This window comes from Brevibacillus fortis (assembly GCF_003013395.1).
Classification (GTDB): domain Bacteria; phylum Bacillota; class Bacilli; order Brevibacillales; family Brevibacillaceae; genus Brevibacillus; species Brevibacillus fortis.
The window spans coordinates 150,334-164,429 of record NZ_PXZM01000003.1; the positions used below are offsets into that span (position 1 = coordinate 150,334).

Sequence of the window (14,096 nt, forward strand, 5' to 3'; positions counted from 1 at the left end):
TATTTCGCGAAGCATGGAAGCGCTTTCTCTTCTCTTCGCGTAAGGCCATTGTAGACGATTTTTGGGGGGACGGGCGTTGATTCAACAGGTTTTACTCGTGGATGAATTACAGCAATGGGTGGAACAATATCGTTCCAAGGCATCTGAAGGGAAATGTGCCAGTTATATCCCTGCTTTGTACAGAACAGATCCTAACCAGTTAGGTATTTGTATCATCGAACCTACAGGAAAAATGCACATGGCAGGTGACTGGGAAGCTCCTTTCACGATGCAAAGTATTTCCAAAGTAATCAGTTTTATTGCTGCTTGCTGCTACCATGGTATCCCTTACGTGTTGGATCGGGTAGACGTAGAACCGACTGGAGATGCATTCAACTCCATCATCCGTCTGGAAATGAACAAACCAGGTAAGCCTTTTAATCCGATGATCAATGCGGGAGCTATTACGACATCTTCGCTCCTCCCTGGTCAAACACCGGATCATAAACTGCGTTACTTGTATGCATTTTTCAGTAAAATTACGGGTGTTACGCCAACAGTGAACGAGGAAGTGTTTCTTTCGGAGTGGGAAAACTCTCACAGAAATCGGGCATTAGCCCATTATTTAAAAGATACGGGCTATCTGGCCTGCGAAGTGGAAGATGCTTTGGAGGTTTATCTAACGCAATGCTCGATTGAAGTAACCACCGAGCAAATCGCCTTGATCGGTCTCATACTGGCACTCGACGGCTTCCATCCGATGCGCAACGAACAAGTTCTCCCGAAAGATGTCGTCCGTTTGGCTAAAGCACTGATGCTCACCTGCGGCATGTACGATGCATCAGGCAAATTTGCTGCGAATGTTGGTCTGCCAGCAAAGAGTGGCGTATCAGGTGGGATCATGACACTGGTTCCTCCTAACCGCAAACCACATTCACCGCTTCAGGATGGCTGCGGAATCGGTATTTTTGGACCTTCTATCGACGGTTGTGGAAACAGTGTAGCGGGCGTTTCTTTGTTAAAACATATCGCTCAGGAATGGGATGTATCGATCTTTTAGAGAATACTAAGTAAAAATTCATAACAAATTCGAGGTGACACGATGGAACAATTCCTACTCGACGTAACAGCTTCCATAAACGATTTCTTGTGGTCCTATATTATCATTGTCATGCTAATCGCGTTAGGCTTGTTCTTTACCTTCCGGGGTAAATTTTTGCAAGTACAAATGTTGCCGGACATGCTCCGTTCCATTAAAGAAGGAAGAGCAAAAGACGATGGCGGCATCTCCCCTTTCCAAGCATTCTGTATCAGTATGGCCGCACGTGTCGGCACAGGGAACATTACAGGGATTGCCATTGCGATCGCATTAGGAGGTCCTGGTGCCGTATTCTGGATGTGGGTCATTGCGATTATCGGTTCTGCATCCAGTTTTGTGGAGAGTACGCTCGCTCAGATTTATAAAATCAAAGATAAGAACGGTTTTCGTGGTGGTCCGGCTTATTACATGGAAAAAGGCTTGAAAAAACGTTGGATGGGCGCACTGTTTGCAGTCCTCATCACCCTTTCGTTTGGTCTCGTATTTAATGCCGTGCAATCCAATACCATCACGATTGCCTTTCAAAATTCGTTTGGGACAGATCGACTGATAATTGGTATCATCATGACAATCGCTTTTGCAGCAATCATCTTCGGCGGTGTCAAACGTATCGCGAAAATGTCTGAGTACATCGTAGTCGTACTGGCTATTTTGTACATAGGAATGGCACTCTTCATCGTGATCATGAACATCTCGAAAATGCCGGAAGTCCTTTCTCTCATTGTGAAAAATGCGTTCGGCTTCGAACAAATCGCAGGCGGTTCTCTCGGGGCAGCGCTCATGCACGGAATCAAACGTGGATTGTTCTCGAACGAAGCTGGTATGGGTAGTGCGCCGAATGCTGCGGCAACGGCAACAACAAGCCACCCAGTGAAACAAGGTCTGATTCAAGCATTCGGTGTTCTATTCGATACCCTCGTGATTTGTACAAGCACGGCTTTTATCATTTTGCTGTCAGGCGCGTACACGCAACAAGGATTGAGTGGCATTGAGCTGTCCCAAGCAGCACTGAGCTTTCATATCGGTTCTTGGGCTTCTGGCTTCCTTGCCATTATGGTGTTCCTGTTCGCCTTCAGTACATTGATCGGGAACTATTATTATGGCGAGACCAACATCGAGTTTTTAAAGACGAGCAAAGCATGGCTTTTGCTGTATCGTTTAAGTGTACTCGCTATGGTATTATTCGGATCAGTAGCAAAGGTACAGCTCGTATGGGATTTGGCCGATTTGTTCATGGGCTTCATGGTCATTGTCAACCTGATTGCAATCGCCATGTTATCGAAGGTCGCCTATGCTGCTCTACATGATTATTTGGAACAGAAAAAAGCAGGAAAAAATCCTGTGTTCTACAAGGACAGTATTGAAGGCCTAGATGATATTGAAGCCTGGGATGCTTCTCCTTCCTCCAACAAATAACCTACGAAAAAAACGAGAAGCCTGTGTGATAACGGCTTCTCGTTTTTCATTTACAATCGCGGATCGATCTCTTTTTCCTTCGCCACCTCAAAGAGCATCGTGGCGACTACTTTTTGATACTCCGTATTTTCTGGAGAAATGTCGTCGAATTTGAAACCAAGCATCCTCTCACCCAGCCTGTGTTCCTGCATCGAAGTCTTGAGCTTTTTCGAAATATTTTTCTGATTGAAAAGCTTGCGGTACTTGTGTGGGAAACGGTAATCGTAGCCATAAATAATCGACAAGTACTCAGGATTGCGAACCTTCATGGCAGGCACGACCTTCTGATCGATATACTCTGGCTTGATCACGATGCCTTCCATTTTGTTTTCCAGTGTAATCGTAGAAAAGTAACCAGCAGCTTGTTCATACGCATTCGACTCAGACAAATCGAGGGCGAGAAAATGATCGTCATTTACGAAGCGATACATATCGGATGTTTTCCAATCCGGCAATTGCTCGTCTCCATTCAAATAGACAGCCTTTAGAATGGAAAAAGGCTTGTAGACAAGCTCCCCTTCTCCAGCATAGAGCTCAATCTGTTTTTGATAAATGTGATAGGCCTCCACATGCTTGTCGACAGGAACATAGCTCTCTTTGATTTCTCGCAAATACTTGTAGTTTTGATACAAGCTCGAACCGAATTTTTCTGTGAGCGCACTCTTGGATAAATGGAACTGATCTTTTTCGAATCCGCTCTCGTCATATTGTTGAACGAGTTGGTGAAGCGCCTCTTCAAAACCGTTTTCCTGCAAAAATGCAAATTCACTGCGCAGCGCGGATTCAATTGGTTTAAACTGCTTTTCGATCAAGCCCTTTCCTATTGCACTCCACGGCAGCAATTCGCCATCCAAGATGAGCATCGCGATTTCATTTTGCTCCATGTATTCGCGGAACCTTGCATGCAACTTGTCATAAATAGGTGTCAAATCAATTTGATTGATGGCATAACCATTTCTGCTGATCGCAAAGCACTTGTCGCGGTCATGATGTAAATATAGATTGCATCTCGAACCCATATATTTAGGCTGCAACACGACTTGATGAATGCCTCGATTCGCGAAATAGTCCAGCCCTGCCTTCAACGACTCCAATTCCTGAGTCGCCCCATCCTTATCTGCTGGAGGCATCGTTCCAGAGATAAAATTAACCTTATTTTGCGAGCAGTAACGGAGTCGCTGGAGTTCTTCCTCTTCCAAATCTCCTATGGATACTTGTTTTTCTGCTTGGAACAAGATCGGCAGCTCCTCTGTCATCACCCGATGCTCAGACGGAACCGATTTGAAAAAGGGCTTGTGTGAGATCACGACTGACGTTAAAGAATTTCCGTGCACACATCCTGTATCGAGATGGAGCTTGTTCTTTAAGCGAAACGTTTTTTGTGCCGCGATATGTCCAAAAATATGATACGGATGGTTACTGACCGCTTCAACCGTCAAAAATGCAAGTTGTTCTTCCAATGAAGCTGTTCGGTCGATCCGAAAATTGCGTTGGCGCCTCACTGAATTCGTATCAAGCTTGCCCAAGTACTTCTTTTTGCAGGGAGCGTGTGTTACATAATAGGACGGGCCCGTTAGCGCATTGGATCGATAAAACGGCTGAGCTAGGGTATACAGGTGATGAAACATCTCTGTTAATTCCGCGTCTTTTTCCAGGACCTGTATGGAATCAAAATAATCCCCCAATAGCTTTGGGTCTACCCCTTTTAGTTCCTTGCGCAAGTACTTGTAGACAAAATTTTCGTGATTCCCACGTACAAACAAGAAAAACTGTTGATTCTCGTATAGAAACTCGATGATCTCTCTAGTTTGCGCTCCTTTGTCGATCCAGTCCCCTGCGACGATGATTTTGGTATGCTGCACCTTGTCAGTCGAGATGAGACGATTGTCCTCGAGCTTGAATCCGTAGTTTTGCAGGAGGCCTTTTAATTCGTGGACGCATTCGTGAATGTCTCCGATGATGATGTATGTTTGATCTTTGGGAAGGATCGTAGCCAGATACGCTTCCTTATTTTCGATCACGACCTCATAACGCGGGTTAGCCACCTCATCTGCTAGTGTGTAAAAATCTTTGTGTCGTATCCGGTGAATGGTGTGGTAGCCTTCTTTGGATAATGACCGGAGCACTTCTTGTTTCAACCGGAGAATGTGGCCAGTAATCAGTTTTTTTGAACGTTCAGATGCGTAGTAATCTTCCCGATTGCGATAGTCAAAGAGGATCACTTCCAAACGGTAATTGTTCTCTGCTGCAATGTCGCGGACTTTTGAGCGGAAATCTTCTGCAAGTCCTGTTGTATCGACTACCACGAACTCGGCGTTGATCGGAAATGAAGTCACCAAGCGCAGCTTTTCAAACAGGAGCTGGAATGCCTGCTCGCTGGCTTCCAGCATCACCTGATCATACTTGTCGTACTCATGCCCCAGCAGTTCCTGGCGAATGCTGTCCGAGGAAATGTATTGGACATTTGCTGTTACGTTTTTGGGTTCATCTTGAAATGAAAGCTTCGGCATGAGTACTTCTTTGGCAAAGGTCGTTTTTCCACATTCGGTGGGACCGACGAGCATAAAAATCGTGTGAACCTGTGTCTGTATCAGCATCGTTACGCCCCCTTTCTCTGGAGAATGATGCCTTGTGTGGTGTGGATGTCGTTCACGCCGTCACCAATGGACACAAACTGCCCCTGCACCCCGGCTTCTTTCATGATTTCCGTCATCCATGCCTGGAACTCTTCTTGTCCCATTTCCCATTTATGATCGTCGTGACGATAGCCTTCCAGCTCATAGAACTGATTAAAATCCGAGTTGGGTGTCGTAATGATAAAATGGTCAAAATCCAATCGTTTGCAGATTTGGTGGATGAACGCTCTCGCTTCTTCTTTGCTCATATGCTCTATGACCTCAGTCAAAATGACATCGACCTGCTCACCGTTGTAATCTTGTAAAAACTGATCAAGCGAGTGGAACAAAATCAGATTGGAGATTTCTTTTGCCTCCGCCCTGTGCCTGACTAATTCCAGCAATTGTTCGTCGATGTCGATGGCATAGTAATATTGCGGTAGCTTGGTAGCGAATGGAATCGCATAAAAGCCTTCTCCACATCCGATATCCACAATGGATTTCGTAAAAGGAAGGTGACTTGCGATATAGTTCCTTCTCTGCAAACCGGTGCTGCCATACTCCAATTGAATGGGGTAGCGACTCGTCTTCTCGATCTCGGTCTTGTACTTACGATAACGCTCTCTGGTTGTCAGGAAGTTGCGTGCGAACAGGCTTCGTATGTAAAAAGGTGCATCGATGACATTGATGCTCTTGATGTATTTATCCAGGATGTTATCGGATATATCGATGTGCTCTTTTCCAAACATGCTCAAGAAAAGGCAGAGCACGCTTACGACGTGGAGAAGCTGATGCAGACTCGCTCTCGTTTTGATAGTCAAAGCGTAGCTTTTATCGGCGTGGTGGTTCAGTTCAAAGGTGAAGTTCTTTAAGTGCTTCTCAAAAAATGTCAGATACAGCGGTCGCTCGATGTGAATCATGTTGATGAAAAAAACATGCTCATACCCTTCTGAATCCTGCTCGTCGTGTTGCTTCATCGGAGCGGAAAAAAATTCACTGATCGCATTTAACGGAAACAAGGGTGTATTGTACCGGGATACATTCAAATATTCAAAATGCTCCTGTTCGGATTGTTTGTAAGAAACCTCATTTTCAGCATCTTTAAAGTAAACGTTATATGTATCCGTGTGGGAAAACCACCCGTATGCGATGCCTTTTCGAATGGATCGTAAACTCAGTCCGGAATTCGGATTTTTCTTGATCATGTACGAAAAGTCCGGGTTTTCTGATCGTAGCTGAACAATAGCCATACGTTGTCTCACCTCTGAGAAAAGAAGAATGAATACTTACTAGCAATCTTCGCTTTTCCATCCCCTGCTGAACAGGGTAAAAGTATTACGACTTTCCAATTAACAGAAACATTTGCTTCGAAATGGCAGTTCTTGATATAGTGAAATCCGCGATAACAAACCAGCAGGAGGTGCGTCAGATGCCTTATTATAAGCCGATTGAGATCGCTCGCGAGCTACATATTAGCACGAGTGCTTTGCGCCATTATGAATCATGGGGAGTCGTTCCTGCTCCTGATCGTGCAGAAAACGGATATCGTCTCTACACAGAAGTACATCTTGCCTATTTTCGTTGCCTGCGCGCCATGTTTCCTGGCTTTGGAGTTGCCGTCACCTGTGAAGTCCTTCGATCGATTCAAAAGTCGGATATGGATGCTGCCTTTTGGCTCGTGAATAAAGAGCAGGCCAACCTTCAACAGGAGAAGGTTGCAGCAGACCAAACACTCGAACTTTTAGAAAATCTCGATCTTCCCCTTCCGCCCAGCAAAAAGTGGCGAAACCGCATGACGATTGGTGAAGTCGCTACTTACACAGGAGTCACAACGTCTGCGATTCGCCATTGGGAAAAAGAAGGCTTGCTTGTACTACCAAGAGATCCTGTGAATGGCTACCGCCAATTTACTCCCATGGATATACGAAAGATTTTGCTTATCCGCACATTGCGCAATACAGTGTATTTTTTAACGAACATGAAAGAAATTGTACAAGCAGTGGAAAATCAAAGTATTGAACAGGCCAAAAAAGTGACGGCAGATGCGATCAAAAGTATCCACGACCGGAATCGACATCAGATGTACGGAGTTAGACGGTTGGTTGAATTATGTGAGGTATTGAAGCTCGTTTGACAACCAGACAATGAAAAAAGGACGAGCGATTATCGCTCATCCTCTGTTACACCCTCTATTTCTTTTCTACGGCATGTCCGCCAAATTCATTGCGCAAGGCTGCGACCACTTTACCGTGGAACGTATCCTCGTCCAACGAGCGATAACGCATCAACAAGGACATTGCAATCACTGGTGTGGCTGCTTGTAGATCTAGTGCAGTTTCTAGCGTCCATTTTCCTTCCCCGGAAGAATGCATGACTCCACGGATTTCATCGAGATTTGCGTCTTTTCTAAAAGCTCGCTCTGTCAAATCCATCAGCCAGCCTCGAATGACGGAACCATTTGCCCAGACACGTGCGACCTCGGCAAAATCGTAATTATACTGGCTTTTCGCAAGTACCTCAAAGCCTTCCCCGATCGCCTGCATCATGCCGTACTCGATCCCGTTATGAATCATTTTCAAGAAGTGGCCGCTGCCCGCTTCCCCAGCATACAAGTACCCATTTTCGACGTTAATGTCGCGTATCATCGGCTCGATGTGAGTGAATGCTTCCCGATCTCCACCAATCATCATACATGCTCCGTGGCGCGCTCCCTCCATGCCCCCGCTCGTTCCTGCATCCATGAAGTGAATACCCTTCTCCTGTAAGCGAGCATAGCGATCTAACGATTGCTTGTAATGAGAATTGCCACCGTCAATGACGATATCTCCCGCAGCAAGCAAGGTAGCTAGTTGATCAACCAATTGATCTACAATCTCTCCTGCCGGTACCATCAGCCATACAACGCGAGGTGTCGGCAGCTTCGCAACAGCGTCCTCCACCGAAAATGCGGGAAGCGCGCCTTCCTGACTCAACTCCTCTGCACGAGTGGAATCTACATCATAGGCTACGACTTCATGCTGATGCGAGAGCAAATTAAGCGTGAGGTTGTACCCCATTTTTCCTAATCCGAGAATCGCAAGTTTCATAGCGAGTACGTCACTCCTTTTTGGATCATTTCCGTTATCACGTATTATAAGACAAAAATTTTCATCTTTCATCAAAAATGAAGAAAATTTTTTCGAACCTATGAAAAGGAGTCGGATTTTCCTTATACTATCAGTACAGATTCACAATGGAACGTTAGGAGGTACCTATTGATGAACGCTTCCACCCCACCTGCTCCTCGTGTGCTCACGCAATTACGCGCTATCTATACGCAATTAAGCGGGAAAGAACAACAGATCGCCGACTATATTTTGGAGCATGCCAGTGAAATTATTCACTTCTCCATCACGGAGCTAGCCGACCAATGTCAGTGTGCAGATGCTACCGTATTTCGTCTCTGTCGCAGGCTTGGATTTCGCGGCTACCAAGCCTTCAAGATCGCCTTGGCAAGCGAAGTCACGAATCCAAAGCAAACCATTCACCAAGAAATCAATCTCGACGACGATGACGTCAGTGCAATTGCTGAAAAAATTTTCACAGCGAATATCGAGACGATTCGGGATACGCAGCAGATTATTAATAAAGATGAGTTAATGAAAATCGTCTCCTGTCTGGAAAATGCAAACCGGATCGAGTTTTACGGCTCGGGAGGCTCAGCCGTCATCGCGCAGGATGCCTACCACAAATTTATGCGGACAGGCATCCCTTGTCTCTATCATTCTGATGCTCACTATCAAGTAATGTCTGCCTCTCTGCTTAGCAAAGGTGCTGTCGTCGTAGGTATCTCCCACTCTGGGTCCAATAAAGATATTTTGGCAGCCCTACAGATTGCCAAGGACGCCGGAGCCAAAACAATCGGCATCACGAGCTATGGGAAATCTCCTCTCGTGCGTCTCGCAGACATGTGCTTGTACACGACCTCGCGCGAAACGGTATTTCGCACAGAAGCCCTGTCATCCAGGCTTGCTCAGCTCAGCTTAATTGATCTGCTTTATGTAGCCGTATCCTTACGGCGGCAAGATGATACGATCGCCAATATCCAGCACATCCGCGAAGCCATCTCACTCAAACGTCTGTAAATCAGGCGTTTTTTCTTTTGCTTAGCCTCCTCTTGCAACTTGCAGGAGAAAAATGCAAATCATACAAGCATCATGTAAAGTGTTCATTTATAAAATAATTTTTTTCTTAATGCTTAACAAATGAAAAAAATTTCGATATAATCGCGTTATCTCCATGACAACACGTTGAAAGCGTATTCAATTAGGGGTGACATCTATGACGCAAACCTACTTTATTGGGCTTGATATCGGGACAACCAGTACCAAAGCAATTGTTTTCACTCCTTCCGGTGCCATCCGCGGTACGGGGAATATCGATTATCAGCTACTCGTTCCCCAGCCGTCTTGGGCTGAGCAAGAGCCGGAGACGATTTTTGCTGCTGTCATCCAGGCATTGAAGCAAGCACTGGAGCATGCAGGCATTGCCAAAAGCGAGATCGGTGGTATTGGCTTCTCTACTGCCATGCACAGTCTGATCGCTGTCGACCCGAGTGGCAATCCCCTGACGAACAGCATCATCTGGGCTGACAATCGGAGCGTGGCACAAGCAGATCGACTAAAAGCAGACGGTGTCGGTCATCAGATTTACTTAGCAACAGGCACACCCATCCATCCCATGTCTCCACTACCCAAAATCATGTGGCTCCGGGAGAATTTTCCTGATACATTTCGGCGGGCAGCCAAGTTTATTTCGATCAAGGAGTATGTTATTTATCGGCTTTTTGGTGAGTATATCGTCGATTACTCCATTGCTTCAGCTACGGGGCTGTTCAATCTGAGAAAGCTCGACTGGGATGAGGAGGCGCTTCGAGTCGCAGGCATTTCCAAGCAACATCTCAGTGAGCCTGTGCCGACTACTCATATCCTGCGAGGAATGAAGATTCGTTATGCGGAAGAGATCGGGATCGATCCGGATACGCCCTTCGTCGTTGGTGCCAGCGATGGGGTTTTGGCCAACCTCGGTATCGGAGCCATTGATCCCGGACAAGTTGCCATCACGATTGGCACGAGTGGCGCTGTAAGAACAGTTGTTCCAGAGCCGATCACAGATCCAAAAGGTCGGACATTCTGCTACGTACTGACGGAAAATCATTGGGTAATTGGCGGACCATCGAACAACGGTGGGATCATGCTTCGCTGGTTCCGTGATGAATTCAGTTGGCCCGAAGTGGAAAAAGCCAAACAGCTCGGCGTTGATCCCTATGAAGTCATGATTCAAGCTGCCGAGCATGTTCGAGCTGGTGCAGACGGGTTGCTCTTTCTCCCCTTCCTATCCGGCGAGCGAGCTCCGTACTGGAACGCCCAAGCTCGAGGCTCCTTCTTCGGTATCGGCCTCCATCATAAGCGCGAGCATTTTATCCGAGCTGTTCTCGAAGGAATCTTGTTTAGCGTCTACAGCATCGGTATCGCCCTGCGCGATCTGGCAGGTGGTGCCAAGGAAATCCGTGCGTCGGGTGGATTCGCCCGCTCGCGGGAATGGCGCCAGATCATGTCCGATATGTTCGGCTATGAGGTTCTGATTCCAGAGAGTCATGAGAGCTCGAGCTTTGGTGCCGCTCTCTTGGCCATGCATGCATTGGGAGCGATGGATGATTTGCAAGATGTGAAAAAGATGATTCATATTTCCCATCGCCATGAGCCTGATTTGGAACGATCCAGTGTCTATTTGGAGCTTTTCTATATATACGAGCGTGTTTATTACAACCTGCTGGAAGAGTACAAGCTGATAGCCGAATTCCAAAAGCGGTTGAACAACTAGAGACAACAACTAGGGAGGGTTCATCATGCCACTCGTCATTACACTGCTGTCCATCATCTTCCTGCTCGTTCTCATTACGCGCTTCAAATTAAACCCATTTATCGCACTGTTATTGGCCGCTGGATTTGTGGGAATCGCATCCGGCATGCCGCTTGTAAAAGTTGTGGATTCGATCAAGGATGGGATGGGTGGCACTCTCGGCTTTATCGCGATCGTGCTAGCCTTGGGAACCATGCTTGGCAAAATGATGGCTGAATCTGGCGGAGCCGAACGCATTGCCCGTACACTCATCAATCGTTTCGGTGAGAAAAACGTACACTGGGCAATGATGTTCGTGGCGTTTATCGTAGGGATTCCGGTATTTTTCCAGGTTGGTTTTGTTCTCTTGATTCCCCTCGTGTTTACGATTGCCAGACAAACAGGTGTCTCCCTTGTCAAAATCGGAATTCCGCTCGTAGCGGGTCTTTCCATCGTTCACGGGATCGTGCCGCCGCACCCTGCCGCTATGGCCGCTGTCGATCTGTTCCAAGCGGATGTCGGCAAAACGATTTTGCTCTCCATCATTGTGGCTCTGCCTTCCGCTATTATTGCAGGACCGATCTACGGCAGTTGGATTAGCAAACGCGTTAAAACCAGCATCTCTCCAGAGCTCGCATCCCAGTTGGCAGAGCCAAAATCCGAGCGTGATTTGCCTGGCTTTGGGATCACCGTCTTCACCGTCTTGCTCCCTGTGCTGTTGATGTTGACTGCAACGGTTGCGGATGTCACGCTGCCAAAAGAAAATACGATTCGCCAATGGGCTGATTTTATCGGAAGCCCGATTACGTCCCTGTTGATTGCCGTGATTGTTTCGTTCTGGACGCTCGGGTTCAACCGTGGTTTTACTAAAGACGACATTCTCAAATTCACAAATGATTGCCTGGCGCCGACCGCGACAATCTTGCTCGTCATCGGGGCAGGTGGCGCATTTAACAAAGTACTGTTGAACAGCGGTGTAGGCGACTATATTGCCCAGCTCGCTACTGCATCTGCGATCTCCCCTATTTTCCTAGGCTGGCTGATTGCGGCCTTGATCCGTGTAGCAACTGGCTCTGCAACCGTCTCCATGATGACGGCAGCCGGTATCGTAGGTCCGATCGCGATGCAAATCCCTGGAACAAGCCCAGAGCTTTTGGTACTGGCAACAGGTGCTGGCTCCCTGATTCTGTCCCACGTAAACGATTCTGGGTTCTGGCTGATCAAGGAATACTTCAATATGTCTGTACAAGATACGCTTAAAACGTGGACAGTGATGGAAACCATTCTTTCTGTTGTGGCAATCATTTTGATCATGGGACTGTCCTATATCGTGTAACACATAATGAAAAACAGGTCTTTCCATCCACATCGTTGGAGGTAAGACCTGTTTTTTTTCTGGATGGGTAACTCGCTACTTCATTCGTTTGGCGATCGGATGATCTTCTCTCAGCTCTAACAAATCCCACAGGTTCCCATATAGATCCTGAAAAACCGCAACCACTCCGTAAGGTTGTTCCATTGGCTCCCTTACAAATTGGATGCCTCTTGAGACCATCTCATGATAATCTCTCCAAAAGTCATCTGTATTTAAAAAGAGAAAGACTCTACCACCTGCCTGATTGCCAATAAAAGGCTCTTGCTCAGGCTTGGAAGCTTTTGCGAGTAAGATGGTGGTGCCGGAAGAGCCAGGTGGAGCTACGACAACCCACCGCTTATCCTGTTCTGCCTGATACGTATCTTCTACTAAGGTAAAATGGAGCTTCTTGGTATAAAACTCAATGGCTTCATCATAATCTTTGACCACTAGCGCGATATGGACAATGGATTGAATCATGATCTCGGTACCTCCACCTTCAAGGTTATTTTTGGAATTAAATTATTTGTTTGGGGCAACCTATGCCTTGGGACTGCACGTTTGATATAGCAGAGCTTCCCAACACTAATCGAGGGAGTGACAATCTTGGCTACTAACAACGAACGCAATCAAAACGATGCTGTTGACAACGTTGACAACAACGAAGCGAACATGTCAGGCAGTGGAGCTTCTGAAGCTGTAGGAACAGTTGGCGGTGCGGCAGTCGGTGCTGCCGTAGGTTCTATTTTAGGGCCACTTGGTACCATTGCAGGTGCGGTTGCCGGGGGTGCACTTGGCAACGAAATGGGAGAAAATGTGGCGGCTGACGCCAATGACACATGGGATGTTGAGAATAATGATGCCGATAAAGACCGAGCAGAATAGAGTCAGCTCTTTGTGTGAAAAACGAGGTGCAGGGACAAGCCTGCACCTCTTTCTATTAGCTGATGTTGAAAATAAGCCCTTTCTCTTGTTCAACGGCGCGCTTAAAGAACGCTTGGATGCCATTATGTAATTACCGCACATGCCCATTGCGATCCCTCGCCTCCCACTTTCAAAAACGCACTTTGCTCGAGCCACTCATCATCATAGCAAATATTCTCCAGCTTCCCAATCCTATCAATAGAAAAGAAAGTATCCCAATCACGCCGTATTTATAGCAACTGACAGGGATAGAAAGTCTTTCGCTCTTCTTTTTACTGAACACCGACCACCGCAAAGCCTGCTGGAGAATAGCTCCTCACCCAAGAAAACTGCGGTTTGATAACCCATTTTCCCTTGTTGTTGATATAACCGATCTTTCCGTATTCGGTCTTTCCATTTGTTCTGGCCTCAGCGAGTCCATTCGAGGAAAAATCAGCGGCATAGTCAAACTGTGGCTTGATGACCCACTGTCCCTTTTTATTGATGTAACCGTATTTCAGTTTTTGTGCAGCAGGCGCAAGTCCGTTTGCAGCGAAGGAACCCACGTACGAGAATTGAGGCTTAATTACCCACTTTCCTCTTTGATCAATAAAACCCCAGGATTGGTTGGATGGACTGTCTCCCAGTGTTGCAGCGTAGAGTCCACCCGTGTCCTTCACTTCCTCGAACGTAGGTGCCACGCTCCATTCTCCCTTGCTGTTGATCACGCCTTCCTTAGCGGTGGCGATGACGGGCGAAAATAGCAGAGCAGCGATGGATACACCCATGATGGTGAATCGTTTCATCCATG

12 protein-coding genes are annotated in these 14,096 nt (G+C 46.8%); 7 read left to right on the plus strand and 5 right to left on the minus strand.

The genetic code is table 11. The features are described from left to right. The first annotated feature begins 61 nt into the window (after positions 1–61). A complete protein-coding gene (locus C7R93_RS02355; protein ID WP_106837292.1) occupies positions 62–1,039 on the plus strand; it encodes a glutaminase in 978 nt (325 codons plus the stop codon). A 42-nt stretch (positions 1,040–1,081) separates the two neighbouring features. Further along, the gene (locus C7R93_RS02360; RefSeq protein ID WP_106837293.1) at positions 1,082–2,494 is read left to right on the plus strand and encodes an alanine/glycine:cation symporter family protein; all 1,413 of its coding nucleotides are present in this window, start codon (positions 1,082–1,084) and stop codon (positions 2,492–2,494) included. 50 nt (positions 2,495–2,544) lie between these two features. Here C7R93_RS02360 and C7R93_RS02365 read toward each other — a convergent pair whose 3' ends face one another. Then, positions 2,545–5,130 carry a metallophosphoesterase gene (locus tag C7R93_RS02365; RefSeq protein WP_106837294.1) on the minus strand — a complete coding sequence of 862 codons (2,586 nt, stop codon included), beginning with the start codon at positions 5,128–5,130 and terminating at the stop codon, positions 2,545–2,547. A gap of 2 nt (positions 5,131–5,132) precedes the next feature. Beyond that, complete coding sequence (locus C7R93_RS02370) at positions 5,133–6,398, minus strand: class I SAM-dependent methyltransferase (protein WP_106837295.1); 1,266 nt, start codon at positions 6,396–6,398, stop codon at positions 5,133–5,135. 179 nt (positions 6,399–6,577) lie between these two features. Between C7R93_RS02370 and C7R93_RS02375 the strand changes: the two genes are divergently transcribed. Further along, on the plus strand, positions 6,578–7,282 hold the full coding sequence (locus C7R93_RS02375) for a MerR family transcriptional regulator (protein WP_106837296.1): 705 nt from the start codon (positions 6,578–6,580) through the stop codon (positions 7,280–7,282). 55 nt (positions 7,283–7,337) lie between these two features. On the opposite strand, the gene gnd is transcribed toward C7R93_RS02375, so the two are convergent. Beyond that, on the minus strand, positions 7,338–8,234 hold the full coding sequence (gene gnd, locus C7R93_RS02380; protein ID WP_106837297.1) for a phosphogluconate dehydrogenase (NAD(+)-dependent, decarboxylating): 897 nt from the start codon (positions 8,232–8,234) through the stop codon (positions 7,338–7,340). 171 nt (positions 8,235–8,405) lie between these two features. Here gnd and C7R93_RS02385 point away from each other — a divergent pair, with 171 nt between their 5' ends. The 3 genes from C7R93_RS02385 to C7R93_RS02395 all read left to right on the plus strand — a co-directional run bounded on the left by C7R93_RS02385 (position 8,406) and on the right by C7R93_RS02395 (position 12,364). After that, a complete protein-coding gene (locus C7R93_RS02385) occupies positions 8,406–9,272 on the plus strand; it encodes a MurR/RpiR family transcriptional regulator (protein ID WP_106837298.1) in 867 nt (288 codons plus the stop codon). Positions 9,273–9,468: 196 nt separating this feature from the next. After that, positions 9,469–11,010, plus strand: coding sequence for a gluconokinase (gene gntK / locus C7R93_RS02390; protein ID WP_106837299.1), 1,542 nt, complete (start codon positions 9,469–9,471; stop codon positions 11,008–11,010). A 25-nt stretch (positions 11,011–11,035) separates the two neighbouring features. Then, on the plus strand, positions 11,036–12,364 hold the full coding sequence (locus C7R93_RS02395) for a GntP family permease (protein ID WP_106837300.1): 1,329 nt from the start codon (positions 11,036–11,038) through the stop codon (positions 12,362–12,364). A gap of 75 nt (positions 12,365–12,439) precedes the next feature. Here the strand turns inward: C7R93_RS02395 and C7R93_RS02400 are convergent, their stop codons facing one another. Further along, positions 12,440–12,862: a VOC family protein gene (locus tag C7R93_RS02400; protein WP_106837301.1), complete on the minus strand. Its 423-nt coding sequence runs from the start codon at positions 12,860–12,862 to the stop codon at positions 12,440–12,442. A 192-nt stretch (positions 12,863–13,054) separates the two neighbouring features. On the opposite strand from C7R93_RS02400, the gene C7R93_RS02405 reads away from it, so the two are divergent. Next, positions 13,055–13,267 (plus strand): glycine zipper domain-containing protein, encoded by a 213-nt coding sequence (locus C7R93_RS02405; protein WP_106837758.1) that lies wholly within the window; start codon positions 13,055–13,057, stop codon positions 13,265–13,267. Positions 13,268–13,578: 311 nt separating this feature from the next. On the opposite strand, the gene C7R93_RS02410 is transcribed toward C7R93_RS02405, so the two are convergent. Continuing rightward, the gene (locus C7R93_RS02410; protein WP_106837302.1) at positions 13,579–14,091 is read right to left on the minus strand and encodes a WG repeat-containing protein; all 513 of its coding nucleotides are present in this window, start codon (positions 14,089–14,091) and stop codon (positions 13,579–13,581) included. Positions 14,092–14,096: the final 5 nt, after the last annotated feature.